Genomic DNA, 22,770 nt, shown 5'->3' with positions numbered 1-22,770 from the left:
ATGCGGTTTTCAATCGGCACGGCGGCTCGCCGGACGGGATGCCCGGCTGCCACCATCCGCTACTACGAGCGCGTCGGTCTGTTGCCCGGAGCGATTCGCGGCAGCAACGGGTACCGCTATTACGGCGACCAGGAGCTGCAGCGCATCACCTTCGTGACGCAGGCACGCGATCTGGGTTTCCCGATCGCCGCCGTGCGCAGCCTGCTGGCGCTCGCCAGTCACCCGGATGCGCCGTGCGACGCGGTGGACGAGCAGGTGGCCGAGCAGCTCGCTGCGGTGCGCTCGCGGATCGCGCGCCTGCAGCAGCTGGAAGTGCGGTTGGCGCAGTTGCAGGGCGCCTGTGATCGGCATCAGTCGATGCGCGATTGCGGCATCCTCGCCGCGCTGAGCGACGAGGCGAGTTCTTGACGCCCCGGCCGGGGCCGCGGCACTGCGCCTTCCCGCGCCGGCGAAGCGCCTTCAGCCGGCGCAGTCGTGGGGCTGCGCCCGCGCGAAGACGCGCCGGGACGCCGGGAGTGCGGCATTGAGGTCCCTGATGCGCGCGGCATGCGAGGGATGGGTGGAGAGGAAGGCCATGGATTGGTCGCCACCCGCCGCAGCCATGTTGCGCCACAGCGCTACGCTCGCCTCGGGCGGGAAACCGGCGGCGGCCATCAGGCGCTGACCCATGAGGTCGGCCTCCGCTTCGTGGGCGCGACTGAAGGGAAGGGCGATGCCGATCTGGGCGCCGAGGCCGAGCACCTGCAGGATCTGGCCGCTCTCGATATCGCCGAGCAGGCCGACCAGCATCAGGACGACCTGGATGCCGAGCTGCTGCGTCATGCGTTCGTTGCCGTGCCGGGCCAGCAGGTGCCCGACTTCGTGGCCGACGATGGCGGCCAGCTGCGCCGGGCTCTCGGCGACGTCCAGCATGCCGCTGTGCACGCCGATGCGTCCACCGGGCAGCGCGAAGGCGTTCGGGGTCGGGCTCTCGAACAGCACGACTTCCCAGTCTTCCGGTCGCGGCGCGGCCGGATAGGTCCGTGCTGCGGCCGCAACCACGCGCTCCGCGACGCATCCGACCAGCGCGCGTGCGGCGGGCTTCCTCGCCAGGGCCTGCTCGCGCTTCATGCGGGCAAAGGCGCGTTCGCCCATATCGTTCATGACCGTATCGGGCACGAGCGCGAGCTGCTTGCGACCCGTGGGCGTCTGCTCGCAGCCCGCGAGCGCGAGCAATGGGAGCAGTAGCAGACCGAGGCGAAGGGTGAGGTAGGGCATCGCGGGCTGCGTTCCGCATGGCATGAAGGCCGGCATGATAGGCCGCTGCGCGGCAGAGGCCCACGCAGGCCGCAGCGGGTGCGCCTGTGGGCCGGTCTTCTGACGGTGTCCGGCAACGCTTGCTAGAGTGGCGCAATGTCTGCGCGCCTGCCTTTCTTCGTCGGCCTCGCCGTTGCGCTTTGCATTGCGCTGAGCGGCTTGTCCTGGTCTGCGCACCTGGATCTGCCGCTGCGGGGCGATGACAACGCCACGGCGGCGCATGCGCACGTCGACGGGGGCAAGGTCATCTCGGACTGCGACCATTGTTGTCATGCGTCCGCGCACCTGCTCGCGCTGGCGCCCGAGTGGTCGCCTGCGCCTTGCGTGTCAGGCAGCGGTTACGGCGCGTCGGCGAGTTCGGCGCTTTGCCGCGCGCCCCCCGAACTGCCCTTCACACCTCCCATCGTCTGAGTCTTCCTCGCCCGTCAACGCGGCGCGTCAGGCGCTGCGCCTGTTCCTTGCGATGAGGACACACGATGGCATTTCGATTGCTGTGCGTCGCCGGCTTGTTGCTGGCCGGCGCACCATGCTGGGCGACTCCGGCGCAGCCGCCGTCGCCGCTTGATCTGAGTGCGGCCCTGGGCTGGGCCGAACGCCACAACCCCACGCTGATTGCCGCACGCATCGGACTGCGTCAGCGCGAGGGTGTGCTGGCCCATGCCGAGCGGGTGCTGCCCGCCAACCCCCGACTCGGGCTCGAGGCCGCCGATCGCGATGCGCCGGGAGGGCGGGCCAGTACCGATATCGGCATCCGGCTGAGCCAGGAATTCTGGATCGGCGGGCAGGCCGGCCTGCGCGAGCGCGCCGCGCAGGCCCGGCTGACGGCCGACGAGGCCGAGCTGCGCTTCCTGCAGGTCGCTACGCGTTCACGCGTGCGCGCCGCCTTTCTCGACACGCTCGTTGCGGAGCGCGCGGTGGCCAGCGCGCGGGACGTGGTGGCCGTCAACCGGGATCTTGCCGACTACGCCGAGCGGCGCCTTGATGCGGGGCAGGGTACCCGCATGGAGGCCAACGTCGCCCGCATCGGTGCGGGGCGCGCCAAGGCGCTGCTGGCGCGCGCCCGCTCGGAGCGGGCGCAGGCGCGCATCCGGCTGCGCGCGTTGCTGGCGCTGGAGCCGGGGGCCCCGCTGCAGCTCGCCGGGCGGCTGAAACCCACCGCTCCGGACATGCCGGACCGGCAGGCCCTGATCGAGCGCGCGGTCGCGCAGCGTGACGATCTCGCCGCCGCGGCGTCGCGAGTGGCAGCGGCGCGCGAGGAGCTTCAGCTGGCGCGCCGCCAGATCATTCCCAACCTGACGGTCTTCGGCTTCTACCGGGAAGAGGAGGCCTCCCGCATTGCCGGCGGCGGCCTCTCCCTGCCGCTGCCGGTGCTTCACCGCTACGGCGGCGAGCGGCAGCAGGCGGTCGCCGGGCTGGAAGCTGCGCGCCTGCAACGCGAGACGCTGGCGCGCGAGGTCCGATTGCAGGTGCTGTCGGCGCTTAGCGGGCTTCAGGCAGCGCGACAACGCGTGGCGGCCATGAGCGAGGAGGTCGTGGTCGCTGCGCGCGAGAACTTCCGATTGACGCAGCGCGCGTTCCAGGCGGGAGAACTAGGCGCGCCGGCACTGACCGCCGCGCAGGACACCCTGATCAATACGCGGCGCGACTATCTCGACGCCCTGCGCGAACTGGTTGCCACCGGCACCGAGCTGGAGCGCGCCACCGGGGGGCTGATGGCTCTCGACAACGCACCCGTCAACGAATAGAGGAATCGCCGAATGCGTACACGAAACTACGCCGCGCCGCTGCTGTTGGCCGGTGCATTGATGGCCACCGCTGCCTGCGGTGGCAGTGCCGATGGCACCGGGGCCGCCCTTGCCGGTGACGATGCAGCTGCCCGTCCCCAGCACACGATTCCTGCCGAGCGCGATGAGCAGGAAAGTGGCGGGCACGAAGCCGGGGCCACACGGACGAGTCACCCGCAAGCATCGGGCCACGGCGAAGCCGGGCATGAAGAAGGCGGTGAAACGGGCCATGAGCGTCACGCGCAGGAAGAACGCGTGCTGCATCTAGAGCCGGCTCAGCGCGAGCAGTTGTCGCTGCGGATTGCGCCCGCCGAAGCCGGCACGGCGACGGATAGCGTGCAGGCGCCCGCGACGTTGGCCTTCGATGCGGATCGAATGGCCCGTGTCGGGCCACGGCTGGAGGCCAAGGTACTGGACGTCAGCCGGGATCTTGGCGAAAGCGTCGCCGCTGGCGACAGGGTCGCCAATCTGGACAGTGTTGCGCTCGGCCGTGCCAAGGCCGCCTATCTGACCGCTCGCGCGAAACTCTCGGCCGAGCGCGCGAACCACCAGCGGCACGAGAAGCTGGCCGAACAGCAGATCATCAGCCAGGAGAAACTGCTGAGCTCGCGAGCCACTTACCTGCAGGCGCAGGCCGAGCGCGACGCCGCGCGCGCCGAACTGCGGCTCTACGGGATGAGCGAGGACGCCATTGGGCGTATTGCCGCGGGCGGTGATACGCCCCTGTCGCGCTATCCGCTGACCGCCCCCATCGGCGGCATCATCCAGCAGCGCGATCTGGTGCCGGGGCAGACATTGTCCGCGCAGGACACCCCCATCCACATCGTCAACACCGAGCGCATGTGGGTGCTGATCGAGGCCGATGCGCAGGACCTGCCTCGGCTGGCACCCGGTCAGCCGGTGTCGCTGTCGTTGCGCGCCTTGCCGGGGAAACGCTTCGAGGGCACCACGAACTGGGTGTCGCGGGAACTGGACGAGGCCGCGCGCACGGTGCGCGTGCGCGCCGAAGTCGCCAACCCGAATGGTGCGTTGCGCGCCGGCATGTTCGGCACTGCCCGTATCGTCACCGACGACAGCGCGCGCTACGCCCTGGTGCCGGTGGATGCTGTGCAGACGATCGACGGCGAGCAGGTGATCTTCGTGCCCGGGGACGAGACAGGTGTTTTCCGCGCCGTACCGGTCGTCACCGGCGCCGAAGGCAACGGCCGCATCGAGATTCGCGAGGGGTTGTCCCCTGGCGATCGCGTTGTGACGGACGGGGCCTTCGACCTCAAGTCCGCGCTCACCGCCAGCGGCCGCAGCGCCGCGCACAGCCACTAGTCGCGCGGGGCGGCCATCATGATCAATGCAATCCTGCGGTTGGCGCTCGAGAATCGCGCGCTGGTCGTCGTCGCTGTCATCGGGTTGGCGATCGCTGGCTACCTTGCCTTCCAGCGACTGGCGGTGGACGCCTTCCCGGACGCCACGCCGACGATGGTGCAGGTCTACACGACCAGCGAGGGTTTGTCGCCGGAGGACGTGGAGACGCTGATTTCCTACCCCATCGAGATCAGCATGTACGGCCTGCCGAATCTGGCGAAGGTGCAGTCGACATCGATCTTCGGGTTGTCGCGCGTCGACGTCTACTTCGAAGACGGCACGGATATCTATTTCGCCCGGCGCCTGGTCAACGAACGCCTGGCCGAGGCGCGGCGCGAGATCCCGCCGGGATTGGGTGAGCCACAACTCGGCCCGATCACCACCGGGCTGGGGCGAATCCTGATGTACACCATGGAAGGCGAGGGCTTCTCCTTGATGGAGAAGCGCACCTTCCAGGACTGGATCGTCAAGCCGCAGCTGCGCACGGTGCCCGGCGTGACCGGCGTGCTGTCCATCGGTGGCTTCGAGAAGCAGTACCAGGTCAGGCTCGACCAGAATGCGCTGCTGGCTCGCGATCTCACCGTGGCCGATGTGCGCCGCGCGCTCGCCGCCAACAACCGCAATGTCGGCGCCTCCTTCATCCATCGAGGCGGCGAGGAATACATCATCCGCGGATACGGCTGGGTGGCTTCGGGCGAGGCCGGGCTCGACGATATCCGCGCCATCATCGTCGCCGAGCAGGGTGGCAACCCGGTCACGGTTGGCGATGTGGCAGAGGTCGCCCATGGCGCCGCCATCCGCCGTGGCGCGCAGATCGCCAACGGCGCGGAATCGGCCGGCGGCTATGTCTTCAAGCTGATCGATACCAATACCCAGCAGGTGCTGGTCGACGTCGAGAACAAGATCGCCGAGATCAACCAATCCCTTCCGGACGGGCTGCGCATCAAGCCCTTCTACTCGCAGGCCGAGCTCACCAGCAAGGCGATCGGCACGGTGCAGTCGGCGCTGCTGCTGGGCGCGGTGCTGGTCCTGCTCTTCCTCTATCTCTTTCTCGGCAATCTGCGCTCGACACTGATCGTCGTGGCCAGCGTGCCGCTGTCGGTGCTGACGGCCTTCATCGCCATGTATGTCGTGGGTTTGTCCGCCAACCTGATGAGCCTGGGTGGGCTGGCCATCGCCATCGGCATGATGGTGGACGGCTCTGTGGTGATGCTGGAAAACGTGCTGCGCAACCTCGAGGTGCGGCAGCGTGGCAAGGGCGTGCCGCTGCTGCGCATCGTCGGCGAAGCCGGCCGGGAGGTTGCACGGCCGATCGTGTTCGCCACCGGCATCATCATCATCGTCTTCCTGCCCCTGTTCACGCTGCAGGGCGCCGAAGGCAAGCTGTTCACGCCCATGGCCACCACCATCAGCTTCGGGCTGCTGGGTGCGTTGCTGCTGGCGCTGACACTGGTTCCAGTGATGGTCACGCTGCTGTTCCGCAAGGGCGCCGCACAGGCCGAACCGCGGTTGGTGCGCTGGCTGAAGGCCGGCTACCGCCCGTTGCGGGATGGCGCGATGCGCTGGCCGGCGGCCGTGCTTGGTGGCGCGGTGCTGCTGTTCGCGGCGAGCCTGCTGCTCTTCCCGCTGCTGGGCTCGGAGTTCGTGCCGACCCTGCGCGAGGGCACCTTCCAGGTGCGATCCACCCTGCCGCCGGGCGCAAGCCTGGATTCGGCCATCCAGTACGGCAGGCGCATCCAGTCGGTGCTGCGCGAGTTTCCGGAGGTCACCGGCACCTATTCGCGCGTGGGTCGCGCCGAGGTGGGCGGCGACCCCGAGCCGGTCAATGTGGTCGCCACGGTGATCACCCTCAAGCCGTTGCAGGCCTGGAACAGCGGCCGCGACTACGAGCAGTTGCAGTCGGCCATGGCCGAACGGGTCTCGGAACGCATCCCGGGGCTGGCCAACAACTTCTCGCAGCCCATCCAGCTGCGCACCGATGAGCTGCTGTCCGGCGTACAGGCGCAGCTCGTGGCCAGCATCTTTGGCGAGGACCTGGACGAACTGGCTGCTGTCGGCCGCAGGGTCGAGGCGTTGGCGAGGGAGGTTCCGGGCGCCACCGACGTGCGCATGCAGCAGCAGTCCGGCAAGCGCCAGATCGTGGTCAAGCCGGACCGAGACGCGCTGGCGCGCCACGGCATCAGTGTCGACGAGGTGCTGAACACCCTGGCGGTCGGCGTCGGGGGCGATGCCGTGGGCCAGGTCTTCGACGGCGTGCGGCGCTTCGACATCTTCCTGCGCCTGCAGGAAAGGCAACGCGAGGGCCTTGAAGAGATACGGCGCTTGCAGCTGCGAACGCCGGACGGCACGCTCATGCCGATGAGCCGGGTCGCCGATGTCTCGCTCTACACCGGGCCGAAGAAGATCTCGCGCTCCAATGCCAGCCGGCGCATCTACGTGCAGATGAACGTACGCGGCCGCGACATGGGCAGCGTGGTCGAGGAGCTGCGTCAGCGCATCCAGGCGGAGATCGACATGCCGCCGGGCTATTTCGTCGAATTCGGCGGCCAGTTCGAGAATCAGGCGCGGGCAATGCAGCGGCTCTATCTCGTCGTGCCCGTCACGCTGGGGCTGATCTTCCTGCTGCTCTACTCGGCCTTCTCGTCGCTGCGCTACGCGGCGCTGATCTTCCTGAATGTGCCTTTCGCGGTCACCGGCGGCATCCTGACGCTGTGGGTGACGGGGCTCTACGTCTCGGTTCCGGCCGCCGTCGGCTTCATCGCCGTCTTCGGCGTGGCCGTGCTCAACGGCGTCGTGCTGGTGTCCTGCATCAACCAGCTGCGCGAGCAGGGCATGGACCTCACCGAGGCCGTGCGTACCGGCGCCGAGTATCGACTGCGGCCGGTATTGATGACGGCGGTGACCTCGATCTTCGGCCTCGTGCCGCTGCTGCTGGCCGACGGCATCGGCGCCAATGTCCAGCGCCCGCTGGCGGCGGTCGTGGTGGGCGGGCTCATCACCTCGACGCTGCTCACGCTGCTCGTTCTGCCCGCGGTCTACCGCTGGTTCGCGGAGCCGCGGCGGGACGTGCGGCTCTGACCGGCTTCAGGCGCTGCGCCGGCACGGTTCTGTGCCGGCCGGTGCTGGCGCCGACGACTCTCCCAGCGTCAGATAGGCCTGGCGCAGGACGCCAATTGCCGAGCGGATGAACAGCGAGGCGATCGCGGCGCCGACGATCACGTCCGGCCAGCGGCTGCCGCTCCAGGCGACCAGTCCGGCCGCAATCAGGACGCCGGTATTGGCGACGAGGTCGTTGCGCGAGCAGATCCAGGCCGAACTCATGTTGACGTCGTCGCCGCGGTGGCGTGTAAGCAGCAGCAAGCACACGGTGTTGGCGGCAAGCGCGAGCATGCCGACCGTCGCCATGACGCCATATTGCGGCGCGGCACCGGACCAGGCCTTGACGATGGCATCCCCCAGCACCAGCAAGCCCAGCGTCAGCATGACCGCGCCCTTGAAGCCGGCCGAGATCGCCTTCCAGCGGACGCTGCGGGCCACCACGAAAAGACTTAGGCCATAGACGAGCGAGTCGCCGAGCATGTCCAGCGAGTCGCCGAGCAGCGCGTTCGACGCGGCGAGCCAGCCCGCAGTGAACTCGACAATGAACATGACGGCGTTGATACCGAGCACGATCCAGAGCATGTGCGTCTGGCGTGCTCGCAACTCCGCGAGGTGGGTGTCGTTCTCGTCGCAGCAACCGGCCATGGCTTTATCCGGCGGGCGATTGCGGATGGTCGCCGCTTCGTGCAGCTCGGATCGTCGTTTCGAGATCGGGCGGAATGGGCAGTCGCTTGAAGGGGCTGACGTTGGAGCCTCCGGTATTGCCGGTGGGCACGAGCCCGATCGCGGTCTTGGTCGCGGCGCCGATAATGCGCAGGAGCTGGCCGCTGATTTCCCGGAGCAGGCGATGCCGAACGGCCCAGCGGAGCATGTGCCAATGCGCCCTGACATGCTCTCGTGTAGATGCCTGTCCCAGGACATGCGCGCGCTCCAGATGCGTGAAGGCAAGAGCTGCGTCACCGCAGTTTTCGGCTGCCTTGGCGCGGCGCAACTCGGCGGCTACGTAGGGACGGATATTTCCAGTGAACGTCATGACCGGTCCTGGCCCGAATTGATGTCGAAAGTGAGCATAAAGCTTATAGTCGCTATAAGGTAAAGGGCGAGTTCCAGCATGCGATACACCATTGGCGAAGTTGCCCGCTTGAGCGGCTGCATCGCGCCGAACATCCGCTATTACGAGCGTATCGAGCTGTTGCCGCCGCCTCAAAGGGGAGAAAACGGGTACCGCTACTACGGTGACGAGGATCTCGAACGGCTGGCATTCGTCACCCGGGCCCGTGAACTGGGCTTCTCGATCGCCGCGATCCGCTCGCTGATGCAGCTGGCCGCTCATCCTGCGAGCCCCTGCGAGGCGGTGGACGAGCGCGTGAGGGAGCAGCTCGCTGCGGTGCGTGAGCGCATCAGCCAGCTGCGGCGGCTGGAAATGCGCCTGGAGCGGCTACGGGCCGCGTGCGAGGGCGGCCACTCGGTCGACGATTGCGGGATTCTCGCAGCCCTGGGGGGCCAGGTAGACAGCGGCGGGCAGCCTGCATAAGCGCCCTTTCGGGTTGAATCAGACACGGCGGCGCGGCTTTTCCCATGCAGGCCCAGAAACCACAAGGGGTCGCCCTCTGCGAATCCAGTGCGGAGCGCTCACTGTGGGGCAGGAGGGCGGTGTCGACAGGGCCCGGCTCGTATCGGGCACGCTAGCAAGATCAATATTTGAATATATGTTTGAACGTTGCTATGTTGCGCGCATGGCAGAAGAAATACTCGACACCGATCAGGCGGCGCAGCTCGCGGAAACCTTTCATCTGTTGGGCGACCCCAATCGCCTGCGCCTGGTCTGCGCCTGCCTCGACGAGGCGGTGAGCGTGCAGGACCTGTCCCAGCAGCTGGGTCTTTCCCCATCGCTGGCCAGTCACCATCTGCGGCTGCTGCGCGCGGCGCGCCTGATGCGCACCGAGCGGCAGGGAAAGCGGGTTTTCTATCGTGCCGCCGATCAGCACGTGCGCGGCATGCTGCTGGACATGATCGAGCACATGCAGGAGCCGGGCGAATGAGCGGGAACCACCATCATCACGATCATTCTCACGGCGGGCACGCGCACGGCAGCGGCCGGACATTGATGCTGGCGGTGCTCGTGACGATCAGCTTCGCGGTCGTCGAGGCCGTGGGTGGCTGGCTGTCGGGCTCGCTGGCGCTGCTCTCCGATGCGGGTCACATGGTGACCGACGCCTCCGCGCTGGCCATTGGCGCTGTCGCCGCCTGGCTGGCGCGCCGGCCGGCCTCGCGGCGCATGTCCTTCGGCTTCCAGCGCGCCGAGGTCCTGGGGGCGCTGCTGAACACGCTGCTGATGGGGTTGGTCGTCGTCGCGGTCACCGTGACCGCGCTGCGGCGGCTGGCCGAGCCGGTGCCGGTGGCGGGAATGATGGTCATGGTGGTGGCCGCCATCGGCCTCGGCGTCAATATCCTGGTGGCGGTCATCCTGCTGCGCGGCGAGCAGACCATGAATGTGCGCGGTGCGCTGCTACATGTCTTCGGTGATCTGCTCGGTTCGGTGGCTGCGCTCGGTGCCGGCGTGGTCATCTATTTCACGGGTTGGACGCCTATCGATCCGCTGCTCTCGCTCTTCGTGGCGGGTCTCATTCTGGTATCGGCCTTCCGCCTGTTGAAGGAGGTGCTGCGCGTGCTGATGGAGGCCGTGCCGCAGGATCTCGACGCGGTCGAGGTGGGCGCGGCGATGGCGGACATCGAGGGCGTTCAGACCGTGCACGACATGCACATCTGGACGCTGTCCTCGCGCGAGCGCGCGCTGGCGGCACATGTCGATCTGCACGGGCTGGAGCGCTGGCAGGAGGTGCTGCCGCGACTGCAGGAGCTGCTGCGCCAGCGCTTCGGCATTACCCACACCACCCTGCAGCCGGAGGACGCCACCCTGCGCGAGGCCTGTCGGGTGGACCCTGCCTGCGGCGCGCCGTCACGCTGAGCCGTTATGGCGCTGCGTCAACGCTGCTCTTGCGCGCCGGCAAGAATCACCAGAGTGCCGAGCACGGCGAGACCACTGCCGGCAAGATCCCACCCGCTGGGCCGGATGCCCTCGACGGCCCAGAGCCAGAACAGCGACGCCAGGATGTAGACGCCGCCGTAGGCGGCATAGGCGCGGCCGGCGAAGCCGACGTCGATGCGCGTCAGCAGGAAAGCGAAGAGCGCGAGGCTGGCCAGGCCGGGCAGGAGCCACCAGCCGCTGGCACCACCGCGCAGCCAGGCCCAGAAAGCGAAGCAGCCGGCGATCTCGGCAAAGGCGGCTGCGACATAGAAGCCGAGGCTGGCAAGCGATAGACCCATGGCCGGGGATTATGCCGGGCGGGTTTCCGGTGCGGACAGGGGGCGTCCCCGCCACCAGCGCGCCAGCACCGCACCGGCGACGAGATGCCAGACGCCCCAAGTGGCCACCAGCGTCATCATGGCGCCGGTCTCGGGATAGAAATTGAAGATCAGGATCAGGCCCAGTCCCGCGTTCTGAATGCCCGTCTCCAGCGTGATGGCGCGTGCCTCGGGCTCAGGGCAGCGCGTCAGTCGCGCCAGGCCGTAGCCGCCGGCCAGCGCCAGCGTGTTGTGGACGATGACCATCAACAGCATGGGCGCCAACCGCCAGTCGCCGACCAGCCCGGCGTTGTTGAAGAAGCCGATGCCGATGATGGCCGCCAGCAGCAGCCCCGCCAGCCAGCGCGAGGGTGCGCGCAGGCGGTCCGCCAGCGCCGGCAGCAGGGCCTGCACGGCCACGCCGGCCAGCAGCGGCAGCAGCACGGTCCAGACCAGCAGCGACAGCATGGCTGACAGTGGCACGGCGAGTGGGGTGCTGTCGGCTGCCGCGGGCAGCAGCGCCATGCCGGCGGCGAAGATCAGCGGCGTGCTCAGCACGCAGGCCAGCGTCGAGAAGCTGGTCAGGCCCACCGATAGTAGGGCATTGCCGCGCGCCACCAGCACGAAGTAGTTGGACACGCTGCCGCCGGGGCAGGCAGCGATCAGCATCATGCCGGCCGCGAAGGCGGGCTCCGGGCGCAGCAGCAGGATCAGCGCCAGTGTCAGTGCCGGCAGCAGCAGCCACTGCGCGGCCAGGCCGGCCGCCACCACACGCGGCGCGGCAAGCACTGCGCGCAGCTCGGCCAGGCGCAGGTGCAGCGCCACGGAGAAGACGATGGCAGCCAGCGCGAAGTTGAGCGCCTGCAGGCCCTGCGGGTCGTACTGGATCTCACCGGCCACGGGCTCCCCCTTGTTGTCATCGCGGCGATGCGGTGTCGGGCCAGTGTGCCGCAGCGGCGGGGATGCTGCGCGCGGCTGCGTTAGCATCCGTCCCGGACAGGGGATGTAGTGCCACGCGTCCCCGCAACGAATCCCGAACAACAAGCAGGAGCCCCTCATGGATGTACGCGCCGCAGTCGCCCACGCCGCCGGCCAGCCGCTGTCGATCGAGACCGTGCAGCTCGAAGGCCCTAGAGCCGGCGAAGTGCTGATCGAGGTCAAGGCCACGGGCCTGTGCCACACCGACAAGTTCACGCTCTCGGGTGAGGATCCCGAAGGCCTCTTCCCCTCGATCCTCGGCCACGAGGGCGCCGGCGTGGTCGTCGATGTGGGTGAGGGCGTGCGCCACCTCAAGCCCGGCGACCACGTCATCCCGCTGTATACCCCCGAATGCCGCGAGTGCAAGCACTGCACCAGCCAGAAGACCAATCTCTGCTCGGCCATCCGCGGCACGCAGGGCCAGGGCCTGATGCCCGACGGCAGCAGCCGCTTTTCGCTGAACGGCGAGAAACTGCACCACTACATGGGCTGCTCGACCTTTGCGAACTACACGGTGCTGCCCGAGATTGCCCTGGCGAAGATCCGCGAGGATGCGCCCTTCGACAAGGTCTGTTACATCGGCTGCGGCGTGACCACCGGCATCGGCGCGGTCATCTTCACCGCCAAGGTTGAGGCCGGCGCCAATGTCGTCGTCTTCGGCCTCGGCGGCATCGGACTCAACGTCATCCAGGGCGCCAGGATGGTGGGCGCCGACAAGATCATCGGCGTCGACATCAACCCGGCGCGCGCCGAGCTCGGCCGCGCCTTCGGCATGACCGACTTCGTCAATCCCAAGGAGGTCGACAACGTCGTCGCCCACATCCAGGAATTGACCGACGGCGGTGCCGACTACAGCTTCGAGTGCGTCGGCAACGTCGAGCTCATGCGCCAGGCCCTGGAGTGCTGCCACAAGGGCTGGGGCGTCTCCACCATCATCGGCGTGGCCCCGGCAGGCGCAGAGATCGGCACGCGACCCTTCCAGCTCGTCACCGGCCGCGTCTGGCAGGGCAGCGCCTTCGGCGGGGCGCGTGGTCGCACCGACGTACCCAAGATCGTCGACTGGTACATGGACGGCAAGATCGACATCGACAGCCTCATCACCCATAAGCTCAGCCTCGATCAGATCAACGAAGGCTTCGATCTCATGAGCCGGGGCGAATCCATCCGGGCGGTGGTCGAATACTGATGGCGATCACGACGCGCTCCGAGCACGCCTGCTTCGGCGGACGCATGGGCTTCTATAGCCATGCCTCCGTCGAGACCAGTACCGACATGGCCTTCGCGGTCTATCTGCCGCCGCAGGCGCAAGCCGCGCCGATGCCGGCGCTCTACTATCTCGCCGGCCTGACCTGCACCGACGAGACCTTCATGATCAAGGCCGGTGCCCAACGCTTGGCCGCCGAGCATGGTTTGGCACTGGTCGCCTGCGACACCAGCCCGCGCGGTCTCGGCTATTCGGGCGAGGACGAGGCCTATGACTTCGGTACCGGCGCCGGCTTCTACATTGACGCCAGCGCCGAGCCCTGGACCAAGGGCTACCGCATGGCCAGCTACGTCAACGCCGAGCTGCCGGCACTGATCGAGGCCGAGTTCCCGATCGTCACAGACCGTCGCGGCATCTTCGGCCACTCCATGGGCGGTCACGGCGCGCTGGTTTCAGCGCTGCGCCATCCCGATCGCTGGGCCTCCGTCTCGGCCTTCGCGCCCATCTGCAATCCCGGCCAGGTGCCCTGGGGCGAGAAGGCCTTCTCGAACTATCTGGGCGACGACCGCGAGGCCTGGAAGGCCTGGGACGCGAGCGAGCTGATGCGCGCTCAGCCTCGCGCCGACACGATCCTCGTCGATCAGGGCACGGCCGATCAGTTCCTGGAGCGCGAGCTGCACCCGGAGGCGCTGGAGGCCGCGGCCGCGGACTCAGGGCAGAAGCTGACGCTGCGCCGGCACGAAGGCTACGACCACAGTTACTGGTTCATCCAGAGCTTCGTCGCCGACCACATCGCGCATCACGCGCGGGTGCTGCGGGGCTGATCGCCGCTACTGCGATTCCAGCGAGGCCTCCATCTCGGCGGCGCGCGTACGTCGCTGCAGCGGGTCGGCGATGGCGGCCATCTCGTCGACGATCTCCGGCTTCAGATGATCGGCGAAGTGTTCGATGAAGTCGTACATGTAGCGCCGCAGGAAGAGCCCGCGCCGGAAGCCGATGTGCGTGGTCGATGCCTCGAAGAGGTGGTCGGCCGGTCGCATGATCAGATCCTTGTCCGCCTCCGGGTCGTAGGCCATGCTGGCGATGATGCCGATGCCCAGCCCCAGCCGGACGTAGGTCTTGATCACATCGGCGTCGACGGCGGTGAGCACGACGTTGGGCCGGATGCCGCGCGCGGCGAAGGCCTGATCAAGCTTGGAGCGGCCGGTGAAACCGAAGGTGTAGGTGATGATGGGGTGCTCGCCCAGTTCCTCGAGTTTCAGCCGGTGCGTCTTCTGCGCCAGGGCGTGGCCTGGCGGCACGAGTACGCAGCGGTTCCAGTGATAACAGGGCAGCATGACCAGCTCGTCGAAGTGCTCCATGGCCTCGGTGGCCACCGCGAAGTCCACCTCGCCGCCCGCCGCCATCTTGGCGATCTGCGGCGGGCTGCCCTGATGCAGATGCAGTGACACGCGCGGGTAGTCCTTGCGGAAGCGCTGGATGACCGGCGGCAACGCGTAGCGGGCCTGCGTATGGGTCGTCGCCACGCTGAGGTCGCCGCGGTCGGAGTGGCGGAACTCCTCGGCGACGCGCTCGATGTTCTGTACGTCGCGCAGCACACGCTCGGCGTGTTCCAGGATGCGCGCGCCGGCCGGCGTGATCTCGGTGAGATGCTTGCCGTTGCGCACGAAGATCTCGACGCCGAGCTCGTCCTCCAGCAGCCGGATCTGCTTGCTGACACCGGGCTGCGAGGTGAACAGGGCCTCGGCGGCGGCGGTGACGTTGAGGCCGCGGCGCGCGACTTCCTGGATATAGTGGAGCTGACGGAGCTTCATGGTCGGTCCGATAAGGTCCTCCGGCTATAATACAGCGCGTTCTTATTCGGAAGCATCCAGTGCCCGAGCGGCTTGCCGACTGGCCCTATTTCCCGATGTTCCTGCGCCTGCGCGGCCAGCCCGTGCTGCTATTCGGCGGCGGCGAGATCGCATTGCGCAAGGCCCGGCTGCTGTTGCGCGCCGGCGCCGCCATCCGGCTCGTGACGCGCGCGGCGCATCCGGCCTTCGCCGAAATGGACATCGCGCCCGTGGCGGCCGACTTCGACGCCGCACAGCTCGATGGCTGCGTGCTGGTGGTGGCAGCCACCGACGATGCCCAGGCCAATAGGGCTGTCGCCGAGGTCGCCAGCGCACGCGGCCTGCCGGTCAATGTCGTCGACGACACGGCGGCGAGCACCGCCATCACTCCCGCCATCGTCGACCGCGCCCCCATCCTCATCGCCATCTCCAGTGCCGGGCGCGCGCCCATGCTGGCGCGGCGGCTCAAGCAGCAGATCGAGCAGCTCTTCGACCAGCGCATCGGGCGGCTGGCCGACTACATCGGCCGCCGGCGCGATCAGCAGATGACGATGGATATCGATGCCCGCCGCAAGCTTTGGGAGGCCTTCATCGACGGCCCCGGCGCGCCGGCGGCGATGTCCGGTGACGAGGCCGCGGCGGACGCCGAGCTGGAGCGGTTGTCGGCCGATGGCAGTCAGCGCGGTGTCGTCTGGCTGGTGGGTGCCGGACCGGGCGATCCGGACCTGCTGACATTGCGCGCATTGCGCCTGCTGCAGAACTGCGACGTCGTGCTCTACGACCATCTGGTGTCGCCGCGCATCCTGGAAATGGTGCGCCGCGATGCCGAGCGCATTCACGTCGGCAAGCGCGCCAGCCAGCACACGCTGCCGCAGGAGCAGATCAACGACAAGCTGGTCGAGCTGGCACAGCAGGGCAAGCGCGTGCTGCGGCTGAAGGGCGGTGATCCTTTCGTCTTCGGCCGCGGTGGCGAGGAGATCGCGGAGCTGGCGGAGAATGGCGTGGCCTTCGAGGTCGTGCCCGGCATCACCGCCGCCAACGGTTGTGCGGCCTACGCCGGCATTCCGCTGACGCATCGCGATCACGCGCAGGCCGCCATTTTCGTCACCGGCCACCCGCGCGCCGACGGCCAGCTGGACCTGCACTGGGACATGTTGGCCCGGCGCGGTCAGACCGTCTGTATCTTCATGGGCCGCACGCGGCTCGCCGATGCCATGGCGGCATTGCGCGCCCACGGTCTGCCCGACGATTGGCCGGCGGCGATGATCGTGCAGGGCACGCTGCCCGAGCAGCAGGTCATCACCGGCACGCTGGCCGATCTTCCCGAGCGGGTCGCCGCCGCGGAGGTCGACGGCGCCTGCCTCGTCATCGTCGGCGAGGTCGTGCGCCTGCGCACCCAGCTACGATGGTTCGGCGCCGCCGACGCCTGAAGCGCGGGCGCCTTCGCCGCAGCCTGGCGATGGCGCTTCTGGCCATCGTGCTGGCGCTGGCGCTCAAGCTCTTCTGGCCCGCCGGTAGCGAGTACGTCTACGCCGGCCTGCCGCGCGCCGGGGACTGGCCGACCCGGCTGAGCACGCACAATCTCGTCAATCCCGGCTTTGCCCTCGCTTACTCGGAGTGGCGCGCCGCACCGCTATGGGTGGCCTATATCGCCCGGCCGCCGGCGCGGCGCGATCTGCCGCCGCGCCCGTCTTTTACAGTGGACACCCGCACGCTGCGCCGCGTCGCGCACGGCGATTACACCGGTAGCGGCTTCGATCGCGGCCACCTGGCGCCGAACTATCTGATGGCGTTGGCCTACGGTCCTGACGCCCAGACGGCGAGCTTCCGGATGAGCAACATCGTCCCGCAAGCGCCACGGCACAACCAATTGCTCTGGCAGCGCATGGAGGAGCTGGAGGCTGACACGTTGGTGGGGCGGCACGAGCGACTCTGGGTGCTCGCGGGGCCCGTCTATGGCGAGAACCCGAAGCGGTTGGCGAGCGGGGTCGCCGTGCCCGAGGCGCTCTACCGCATCTGGCTGCGCGAGGAGGATGACGGCCAGCTGCGGGTCGCGGCCTTCCTCGTGCCGCAGCGGGTCTGTGGCGACGAGCGCCTGGAGGCGTTCCTGGTTCCGGTGCTGGTTGTCGAGCAGCGTACCGGGCTGGATTTCTTTCACGAGTTGCCGGACGCGCTGGAGGAGCGCGTCGAGACGCGCGCCAGCCTGGAGCACTGGCCGGCCATTCGGGAGGCCGGCACCGAGGCGCGGTACGGGGAGCGTTGGGAGGGGCGGGCTTGTCCGTGGCGTTCTCGCTGAGTGCTGGCCGCCTGCTCGTCCATTTCGGGTGATTGCTGGAGCCGTTCAGCTCCAGGATTCCGCGCTTAGGAACGAGGTTGCTACCGGATGTCCCCGCGCGACGGCGCGGGTTACTTTTTGTCTTGGCAAAAAGTAACCAAAAACCGTGTGCCCGCCGGGTGGCCTGCCGCGCCTGCGGCGCGGCAGGTCCCCGTCTCGGATGCCGTGCTCGGGGCGCGGGCGAACAGGCCATCCCTGGCCTGGTCGCCCTCGCTCGACTTCCTGTCTCGCGACCCCTGCGCGCGCCATCCGAGCCGGCCACCCTCAGAGAGCACATTTCGGTACGGCTCGTCGCTCCGCGACATCGCCCAGAGAGGAGTCAATCTGCGCAATCTGCGGTTAGCGCTTTTCCGCCCGTCGTGGCGTTCAGCTCAACCGGCTGCGCCCCGGCGCGCTGGCGCGCTCGGTATCGAGATCGCGGGCGCGCAGACGCTTGTTGACGGCGCGCTGGATGCCGGTGCTGTCGAGGCCGGCTTCGGCGAGCAGTTCCTCGCGGCTGCCGTGCTCGATGAACTCGTCGGGCAGGCCGAGCAGCATCAGCGGTACCTGCTCGTGCTGCGCGGCGAGCACTTCGGCCACGCCGGAGCCAGCGCCGCCGGTGCGGACGTTGTCCTCGATGGTGACCAGCAGGTCATGCCCCTGGGAGGCCTCGAGGATGGCGTCGTGGTCCAGCGGCTTGACGAAACGCATGTCGACGACGGTGGCGTCGAGGATCTCGGCCGCCTCCAGCGCCGGCGCCACCATGGCGCCGAAGGCGAGCAGCGCCACGCGCGGGCGGCGGTGGCCGCGCGCTTCGCGCAGCACGCGCGCCCGGCCGAGCTTCAAGGGGCGCGCATCGGATTCGATCTCGACACCCCGCCCGGCGCCGCGCGGATAGCGTACCGCCGCCGGCTGGTGCAGCGACAGGCCGGTGGCGAGCATGCGGCGGCACTCGTTCTCGTCGCTGGGCGCCATGACCACCATGTTGGGCACGCAGCGCAGATAGCTCAGATCGAAGGCGCCGTGATGCGTGGCGCCGTCGGCGCCGACCAGGCCGCCGCGGTCGATGGCGAAGAGCACGGGCAGCTTCTGCACGGCGACGTCGTGGATGAGCTGGTCGTAGCCGCGCTGCAGGAAGGTGGAGTAAATCGCCACCACCGGGTGCAGGCCCTCGGTGGCCATGCCCGCGGCCAGCGTCACGGCGTGCTGTTCGGCGATGGCGACGTCGATATAGCGCTCGGGGAACTCCTGCGCATAGCGCACGAGCCCGGATCCCTCGCGCATGGCGGGGGTTATCGCGTAGAGCAGCGGATCGGCAGCGGCAGCCTCGCAGAGCCAGTCGCCGAAGACCTGCGTGTAGCTGGGCGCCGACGCGCCTTTCTTCTCCGGGAAGTTGCCCGTGACCGGGTCGAAGGTCGTGACGCCGTGGTACTTGATGGCATCGGCTTCGGCTGGCGCGAAGCCCTTGCCCTTGGTGGTGACGATGTGCAGGAAGACCGGGCGCGGGCTGTCGCGCAGCTCCATGAGCGCCGGCAGCAGGGCATCGAGGTCGTGGCCGTCGATGGGGCCGACGTAGTCCAGGCCGAAAGTGCGCACCCAGTCGCCGGGGCCGCTCTGCTCGCCGGGTAGCTCATCGACCGGCCGGCGCATGTGCGGCGCAGCGGCCATGGCCAGTCGCGCCATCGTGCGCGCCGAGTGGCTGCGCAGCGCGCCGACATTCTCGGAGATCGACATGTCGTTGTCGTTGTAGATCACCAGCACCGGCAGCTGCTTGTCGCCGATGTGGTTCAGCGCCTCGAAGGCCATGCCGGCCGTCATGCCGCCGTCGCCGATGACCGCGGCCACGCGCCGCTTCTCGCCGCGCAGGCGCACGGCCGAGGCGACGCCGGCGGCCGCCGACAGCGAGGTGCTGGAGTGGCCGGTACCGAAGACGTCGTAGGGGCTTTCCGCGCGGTGCGGGAAGGGTGCCAGGCCGCGATGCTTGCGGATGGTCTCCAGCGCGCCGCGCCGGCCGGTGAGCATCTTGTGCGCATAGGCCTGGTGCCCGACATCCCAGATCAGCCGGTCGTGCGGCGTTTCCAGTGCGTAGTGCAGCGCCAGCGTCAGCTCCACCGTGCCGAGATTGGCCGCGAAGTGGCCGCCGATGCGCCCCAGTGTTTCGATGAGATAGCGGCGCATCTCCACGGACAGCGCGGGTAGCTGCTCGACGGGAAGCCGGCGCAGCGCTTCGGGTTCATTGACGCGCCCCAGTAGCGCGTATCCGGGAATGTCAGTCATGTCCGGTCAGTAAGACGGATCGTTTTGCATTATCGCGCATCCGCGCCGTGGTCTCATCCACTTTGACAGCGGGCGCGTCCTGCGGGCTCAGGCGGCGCGCGCAGCGATGTTGTCGAGCAGCGCGCGCAGGGCTTCGGTGCCGGGCGTCCCGGCGAGCAGCGCGCGGGCTTCGTCGTAAAGGCCCTGCATGCGATTGCGGGCTTCCGGAACGCCCAGAAGGCCGGGGAACGTGGCTTTGCCGGCGATGCGGTCCTTGCCGCTGGTCTTGCCCAGCGTTTCGGTGTCCGCCTCGCCATCGAGCAGGTCGTCCTGGATCTGGAAGGCGAGCCCCAGGCGCTTGAGCGCCGCCTCGACGCGCTCGCGCACCTCGGCGTCGACCTTGGGGCCCGCAGCAGCGGCGGCCATGCGGGCGCAGCCGAGGATCAGCTCGCCCGTCTTGTGCACATGCAGTGCCTCCAGCTCGGCGACGCTGATGGCCTGGTGCTCGGCCTGCAAGTCCAACATCTGGCCGCCGCACATGCCGCGGCTGCCGGCGGCCTGCGCCAGCAGCCGGATGCACTGCAGACGCCGCGCGCTGTCGAAAGCGGGGTCGTCGTCCGCCAGCGGGTGCGCCAGATGCTCGAAGGCCAGGCTCTGCAGGGCGTCGCCGGCGAGCACGGCGGTGGCCTCGTCCCAGGCCTTGTGCACGGTGGGTTGTCCGCGGCGCAGTGCGTCGTCGTCCATGCAGGGCAGGTCGTCGTGCACCAGCGAATAGGCGTGGATCAGCTCTATCGCCACTGCGCAGGCATCGCGCGCGCTTTCTGGCGCGCCCAGCAGCTCGCCACAAGCCTGCACGAGCAGGGCGCGGATGCGCTTGCCGCCGCTGGCGCCGTGGCGCATGGCGGCGTGCAGCTGGGCGGGCAGCATGCTCTCCGTGGGCAGGGCCGCGTTCTGGCGCGCGTCGAAGCGTGCGAGCTGCTTCTCGCGCCAGGCGGCGAGATCAAAGGTGTCGGCTGGCGCGCTCACTGGGTGGCTTCGTCCTCGCTGCCGGGCTCGTCCTCGAGCAACTGCTGCACGCGCTGGGTGGCGTCGCGTATGCGGCTCTCGCAGGCGGTGGCCAGCTTCTGGCCACGCTCGAACTCGCGCAGCGTCTCTTCCAACGGGAGCTTGCCTTCCTCCATGCGGCCGACGATGCCTTCGAGCTCTTCCAGCAGCTGCTCGAAGGCTGGCTCGCTGTCGGACTCGGACGTCTCGCTTGCCGTGGCAGGGTTAGACTTGCGGTTCATCGTGGGTCGTCGCGGCCGGGGAGCGCGCAGTCTAACCAAAGCGCTGGCCGGGCTCACCAGCACGTTACTCCGCAGCTCGGGCGAACCTTCCACATCGCCCGCCATTTGGCTATCCGTCAGGCTCAATGAACCAGTACCGCGCCGATTCCATCGAAGTTCTCACCGGTCTCGATCCGGTCCGCCGCAGGCCGGGCATGTACACCGATACGGCCCGGCCGAATCATCTGGCCCAGGAGGTCATCGACAACGGCGTCGACGAGGCGTTGGGCGGGCACGCCAAATCGGTGGCCGTCACCGTCCACGCCGACGGCTCGGTCACCGTGGTCGACGACGGCCGCGGCATGCCGGTGGATGTCCACCCCGAGCACGGCGTTCCAGGCGTCGAGCTGATCATGACGCGGCTGCATGCCGGCGCGAAATTCTCCAACAAGAACTACCAGTTTTCCGGCGGCCTGCATGGTGTCGGCGTGTCGGTGGTCAACGCGCTGTCGACGCGGCTGGAGCTGCGCGTCTGGCGCGACGGCACCGAGTACACCATGGCCTTCGCGGGCGGCGAGCGCGTCGAGGCGCTGGAGCCGGTCGGGCAGGTACCGAAGTCCCGCCACGGCACATCGATCCGCTTCTGGCCGGATGCGCAGTACTTCGACACGGTGGGCTTCTCGCTGCCCAAGCTGCAGCGCAATCTGCGCGCCAAGGCCGTGCTTTGCCCGAATCTGCGCGTGAGTCTCACGCAGGAGGCCACCGGCGAGACCGAGGTCTGGCAGTACGCGAACGGTCTGCAGGACTATCTGCTCGACACGGTCGGCGATGCCGAATGCCTGCCCGAAGCGCCCTTCACCGGCGGGCTGAACGGCGAGCGCGAGGCTGTTGAATGGGCGCTGCTCTGGGCCGACGCACCTGAGGTGCCGCAGGAGAGCTACGTCAATCTGGTGCCGACGACGCAGGGCGGCACGCATGTCAACGGCCTGCGCACCGGCCTGACCGAGGCCATGCGCGAGTTCTGCGAGTTCCGCAACCTATTGCCGCGCGGCGTCAAGATCACGCCCGAGGACGTCTGGAGTGGCTGTGCCTTCGTCCTGTCGCTGAAGATGCAGGACCCGATGTTCGCTGGCCAGACCAAGGAGCGCCTGTCCTCGCGTGAATCGGCCAGCTTCATCTCGGGCGTGGTCCACGATGCCTTCAGCCTCTGGTTGAACCAGAACAGCGGTACCGGCGAGGCCCTGGCCGAGCGCATCATCAACAACGCGCAGCGGCGCCTGCGCGCGGCCAAGACCGTCACTCGCAAGCGCATCACGCAGGGGCCGGCGCTGCCCGGCAAGCTCGCCGACTGTGTGTCCTCCGATCCGGCGCGCACCGAGCTCTTCCTGGTCGAGGGCGACTCGGCCGGCGGCTCGGCCAAGCAGGCGCGCGACCGCGATACCCAGGCCATCATGCCGCTCAGAGGCAAGATCCTGAATACCTGGGAGCTGGATGCGCCCACGGCCATGGCGTCGCAGGAGATCCACGACATCAGCGTCGCCATCGGTGTCGACCCCGGCTCGGAGGATCTGGCCGGGCTGCGCTACGGCCGCATCTGCGTGCTGGCCGACGCCGACTCCGACGGTCTGCACATCGCCACGCTGCTGTGCGCGCTCTTTCTACGCCACTTCCGGCCGCTGGTGGAGGCCGGGCACATCTACATCGCCATGCCGCCGCTGTATCGCATCGATGTCGGCAAGCAGATCTTCTATGCCCTCGACGAGGGTGAGCGCGATGGCACCCTCGACCGCATCAAGGCCGAGAAGATTCGCGGGCAGATCGCGGTCACCCGCTTCAAGGGTCTCGGCGAGATGAATCCCATGCAGCTGCGCGAGACCACCATGGCGCCGGACACACGCCGGCTGGTGCAGCTGACCCTGGACGCCGAAGAAGCCGGCACCATGCTCGACATGCTGCTGGGCAAGAAGCGCGCTTCCGATCGCCGCGCCTGGCTTGAAGCCAGCGGCGACAAGGCCGATATCGCGGTGTAACGACCGCC

At 68.5% G+C, this 22,770-nt stretch carries 22 protein-coding genes; 13 read left to right on the top strand and 9 right to left on the bottom strand.

Annotated elements, in window-relative coordinates:
- Positions 1 to 408, top strand: a complete 408-nt coding sequence (locus U743_RS10880; protein ID WP_043768212.1) for a MerR family transcriptional regulator — start codon at positions 1 to 3, stop codon at positions 406 to 408.
- 51 nt (positions 409 to 459) lie between these two features.
- On the opposite strand, the gene U743_RS10875 is transcribed toward U743_RS10880, so the two are convergent.
- Positions 460 to 1,257, bottom strand: coding sequence for a M48 family metallopeptidase (locus tag U743_RS10875; RefSeq protein ID WP_043768209.1), 798 nt, complete (start codon positions 1,255 to 1,257; stop codon positions 460 to 462).
- Between the two features lie 135 nt (positions 1,258 to 1,392).
- On the opposite strand from U743_RS10875, the gene U743_RS10870 reads away from it, so the two are divergent.
- From U743_RS10870 to U743_RS10855, 4 genes are all read left to right on the top strand, one after another.
- Complete coding sequence (locus U743_RS10870; protein WP_043768207.1) at positions 1,393 to 1,707, top strand: hypothetical protein; 315 nt, start codon at positions 1,393 to 1,395, stop codon at positions 1,705 to 1,707.
- Between the two features lie 65 nt (positions 1,708 to 1,772).
- On the top strand, positions 1,773 to 3,041 hold the full coding sequence (locus U743_RS10865) for a TolC family protein (protein ID WP_052367944.1): 1,269 nt from the start codon (positions 1,773 to 1,775) through the stop codon (positions 3,039 to 3,041).
- A gap of 12 nt (positions 3,042 to 3,053) precedes the next feature.
- Positions 3,054 to 4,400: an efflux RND transporter periplasmic adaptor subunit gene (locus tag U743_RS10860; protein ID WP_052367942.1), complete on the top strand. Its 1,347-nt coding sequence runs from the start codon at positions 3,054 to 3,056 to the stop codon at positions 4,398 to 4,400.
- 18 nt (positions 4,401 to 4,418) lie between these two features.
- Positions 4,419 to 7,517 (top strand): efflux RND transporter permease subunit, encoded by a 3,099-nt coding sequence (locus U743_RS10855; RefSeq protein ID WP_043768205.1) that lies wholly within the window; start codon positions 4,419 to 4,421, stop codon positions 7,515 to 7,517.
- A 6-nt stretch (positions 7,518 to 7,523) separates the two neighbouring features.
- Here the strand turns inward: U743_RS10855 and U743_RS10850 are convergent, their stop codons facing one another.
- Both U743_RS10850 and U743_RS10845 read right to left on the bottom strand, forming a co-directional pair.
- Positions 7,524 to 8,183 (bottom strand): cation transporter, encoded by a 660-nt coding sequence (locus U743_RS10850; RefSeq protein ID WP_084191488.1) that lies wholly within the window; start codon positions 8,181 to 8,183, stop codon positions 7,524 to 7,526.
- A gap of 4 nt (positions 8,184 to 8,187) precedes the next feature.
- A complete protein-coding gene (locus U743_RS10845) occupies positions 8,188 to 8,571 on the bottom strand; it encodes a DUF3703 domain-containing protein (protein WP_043768202.1) in 384 nt (127 codons plus the stop codon).
- 78 nt (positions 8,572 to 8,649) lie between these two features.
- Here U743_RS10845 and U743_RS10840 point away from each other — a divergent pair, with 78 nt between their 5' ends.
- The 3 genes from U743_RS10840 to U743_RS10830 all read left to right on the top strand — a co-directional run bounded on the left by U743_RS10840 (position 8,650) and on the right by U743_RS10830 (position 10,506).
- A complete protein-coding gene (locus tag U743_RS10840; RefSeq protein WP_043768199.1) occupies positions 8,650 to 9,072 on the top strand; it encodes a MerR family transcriptional regulator in 423 nt (140 codons plus the stop codon).
- A gap of 202 nt (positions 9,073 to 9,274) precedes the next feature.
- Positions 9,275 to 9,580, top strand: coding sequence for an ArsR/SmtB family transcription factor (locus U743_RS10835; RefSeq protein WP_043771923.1), 306 nt, complete (start codon positions 9,275 to 9,277; stop codon positions 9,578 to 9,580).
- Positions 9,577 to 10,506: a cation diffusion facilitator family transporter gene (locus U743_RS10830; RefSeq protein ID WP_052367940.1), complete on the top strand. Its 930-nt coding sequence runs from the start codon at positions 9,577 to 9,579 to the stop codon at positions 10,504 to 10,506. The genes U743_RS10835 and U743_RS10830 overlap by 4 nt, the downstream gene beginning before the upstream one ends.
- A 17-nt stretch (positions 10,507 to 10,523) precedes the next feature.
- Here the strand turns inward: U743_RS10830 and U743_RS10825 are convergent, their stop codons facing one another.
- On the bottom strand, positions 10,524 to 10,865 hold the full coding sequence (locus U743_RS10825; RefSeq protein WP_043768197.1) for a YnfA family protein: 342 nt from the start codon (positions 10,863 to 10,865) through the stop codon (positions 10,524 to 10,526).
- Between the two features lie 9 nt (positions 10,866 to 10,874).
- Positions 10,875 to 11,783, bottom strand: coding sequence for a bile acid:sodium symporter family protein (locus U743_RS10820; RefSeq protein WP_043768195.1), 909 nt, complete (start codon positions 11,781 to 11,783; stop codon positions 10,875 to 10,877).
- A gap of 157 nt (positions 11,784 to 11,940) precedes the next feature.
- Here U743_RS10820 and U743_RS10815 point away from each other — a divergent pair, with 157 nt between their 5' ends.
- Positions 11,941 to 13,047 (top strand): S-(hydroxymethyl)glutathione dehydrogenase/class III alcohol dehydrogenase, encoded by a 1,107-nt coding sequence (locus tag U743_RS10815; RefSeq protein WP_043768194.1) that lies wholly within the window; start codon positions 11,941 to 11,943, stop codon positions 13,045 to 13,047.
- A complete protein-coding gene (gene fghA / locus U743_RS10810; RefSeq protein WP_043768192.1) occupies positions 13,047 to 13,889 on the top strand; it encodes an S-formylglutathione hydrolase in 843 nt (280 codons plus the stop codon). Before U743_RS10815 ends, fghA begins: the two co-directional genes overlap by 1 nt.
- Before the next feature lie 6 nt (positions 13,890 to 13,895).
- Here fghA and cysB read toward each other — a convergent pair whose 3' ends face one another.
- Entirely contained in the window at positions 13,896 to 14,879 is a 984-nt protein-coding gene (gene cysB / locus U743_RS10805; protein WP_043768190.1) for an HTH-type transcriptional regulator CysB, read from the bottom strand.
- 95 nt (positions 14,880 to 14,974) lie between these two features.
- On the opposite strand from cysB, the gene cysG reads away from it, so the two are divergent.
- Together cysG and U743_RS10795 are read left to right on the top strand one after the other, a co-directional pair.
- Positions 14,975 to 16,327 carry a siroheme synthase CysG gene (gene cysG / locus U743_RS10800; protein ID WP_043771919.1) on the top strand — a complete coding sequence of 451 codons (1,353 nt, stop codon included), beginning with the start codon at positions 14,975 to 14,977 and terminating at the stop codon, positions 16,325 to 16,327.
- A gap of 29 nt (positions 16,328 to 16,356) precedes the next feature.
- Positions 16,357 to 17,193: a DNA/RNA non-specific endonuclease gene (locus U743_RS10795; protein ID WP_198022010.1), complete on the top strand. Its 837-nt coding sequence runs from the start codon at positions 16,357 to 16,359 to the stop codon at positions 17,191 to 17,193.
- A gap of 405 nt (positions 17,194 to 17,598) precedes the next feature.
- Here U743_RS10795 and dxs read toward each other — a convergent pair whose 3' ends face one another.
- The 3 genes from dxs to xseB form a co-directional block, all read right to left on the bottom strand.
- Entirely contained in the window at positions 17,599 to 19,488 is a 1,890-nt protein-coding gene (gene dxs, locus U743_RS10790) for a 1-deoxy-D-xylulose-5-phosphate synthase (RefSeq protein ID WP_043768189.1), read from the bottom strand.
- Positions 19,489 to 19,575: 87 nt separating this feature from the next.
- Positions 19,576 to 20,493 carry a polyprenyl synthetase family protein gene (locus U743_RS10785; protein WP_043768187.1) on the bottom strand — a complete coding sequence of 306 codons (918 nt, stop codon included), beginning with the start codon at positions 20,491 to 20,493 and terminating at the stop codon, positions 19,576 to 19,578.
- Entirely contained in the window at positions 20,490 to 20,753 is a 264-nt protein-coding gene (gene xseB, locus U743_RS10780) for an exodeoxyribonuclease VII small subunit (RefSeq protein WP_043768185.1), read from the bottom strand. Before xseB ends, U743_RS10785 begins: the two co-directional genes overlap by 4 nt.
- A gap of 125 nt (positions 20,754 to 20,878) precedes the next feature.
- Between xseB and parE the strand changes: the two genes are divergently transcribed.
- On the top strand, positions 20,879 to 22,762 hold the full coding sequence (parE, locus tag U743_RS10775; protein ID WP_043768183.1) for a DNA topoisomerase IV subunit B: 1,884 nt from the start codon (positions 20,879 to 20,881) through the stop codon (positions 22,760 to 22,762).
- Positions 22,763 to 22,770: the final 8 nt, after the last annotated feature.

It is taken from the genome of Algiphilus aromaticivorans DG1253 (assembly GCF_000733765.1).
GTDB classification, from domain to species: domain Bacteria; phylum Pseudomonadota; class Gammaproteobacteria; order Nevskiales; family Nevskiaceae; genus Algiphilus; species Algiphilus aromaticivorans.
The sequence above is the reverse complement of the archived record's forward strand: the minus strand, read 5'-3'. Positions and strand labels throughout refer to the sequence as shown.

Bases quoted from the DNA above. Each gene is read 5' to 3' on its own strand.
- U743_RS10880 (WP_043768212.1), top strand. From the start codon at position 1: ATGCGGTTTTCAATCGGCACGGCGGCTCGCCGGACGGGATGCCCGGCT.
- U743_RS10875 (WP_043768209.1), bottom strand. From the start codon at position 1,257: ATGCCCTACCTCACCCTTCGCCTCGGTCTGCTACTGCTCCCATTGCTC.
- U743_RS10870 (WP_043768207.1), top strand. From the start codon at position 1,393: ATGTCTGCGCGCCTGCCTTTCTTCGTCGGCCTCGCCGTTGCGCTTTGC.
- U743_RS10865 (WP_052367944.1), top strand. From the start codon at position 1,773: ATGGCATTTCGATTGCTGTGCGTCGCCGGCTTGTTGCTGGCCGGCGCA.
- U743_RS10860 (WP_052367942.1), top strand. From the start codon at position 3,054: ATGCGTACACGAAACTACGCCGCGCCGCTGCTGTTGGCCGGTGCATTG.
- U743_RS10855 (WP_043768205.1), top strand. From the start codon at position 4,419: ATGATCAATGCAATCCTGCGGTTGGCGCTCGAGAATCGCGCGCTGGTC.
- U743_RS10850 (WP_084191488.1), bottom strand. From the start codon at position 8,183: ATGGCCGGTTGCTGCGACGAGAACGACACCCACCTCGCGGAGTTGCGA.
- U743_RS10845 (WP_043768202.1), bottom strand. From the start codon at position 8,571: ATGACGTTCACTGGAAATATCCGTCCCTACGTAGCCGCCGAGTTGCGC.
- U743_RS10840 (WP_043768199.1), top strand. From the start codon at position 8,650: ATGCGATACACCATTGGCGAAGTTGCCCGCTTGAGCGGCTGCATCGCG.
- U743_RS10835 (WP_043771923.1), top strand. From the start codon at position 9,275: ATGGCAGAAGAAATACTCGACACCGATCAGGCGGCGCAGCTCGCGGAA.
- U743_RS10830 (WP_052367940.1), top strand. From the start codon at position 9,577: ATGAGCGGGAACCACCATCATCACGATCATTCTCACGGCGGGCACGCG.
- U743_RS10825 (WP_043768197.1), bottom strand. From the start codon at position 10,865: ATGGGTCTATCGCTTGCCAGCCTCGGCTTCTATGTCGCAGCCGCCTTT.
- U743_RS10815 (WP_043768194.1), top strand. From the start codon at position 11,941: ATGGATGTACGCGCCGCAGTCGCCCACGCCGCCGGCCAGCCGCTGTCG.
- fghA (WP_043768192.1), top strand. From the start codon at position 13,047: ATGGCGATCACGACGCGCTCCGAGCACGCCTGCTTCGGCGGACGCATG.
- cysB (WP_043768190.1), bottom strand. From the start codon at position 14,879: ATGAAGCTCCGTCAGCTCCACTATATCCAGGAAGTCGCGCGCCGCGGC.
- cysG (WP_043771919.1), top strand. From the start codon at position 14,975: ATGTTCCTGCGCCTGCGCGGCCAGCCCGTGCTGCTATTCGGCGGCGGC.
- U743_RS10795 (WP_198022010.1), top strand. From the start codon at position 16,357: ATGGCGCTTCTGGCCATCGTGCTGGCGCTGGCGCTCAAGCTCTTCTGG.
- dxs (WP_043768189.1), bottom strand. From the start codon at position 19,488: ATGACTGACATTCCCGGATACGCGCTACTGGGGCGCGTCAATGAACCC.
- xseB (WP_043768185.1), bottom strand. From the start codon at position 20,753: ATGAACCGCAAGTCTAACCCTGCCACGGCAAGCGAGACGTCCGAGTCC.
- parE (WP_043768183.1), top strand. From the start codon at position 20,879: ATGAACCAGTACCGCGCCGATTCCATCGAAGTTCTCACCGGTCTCGAT.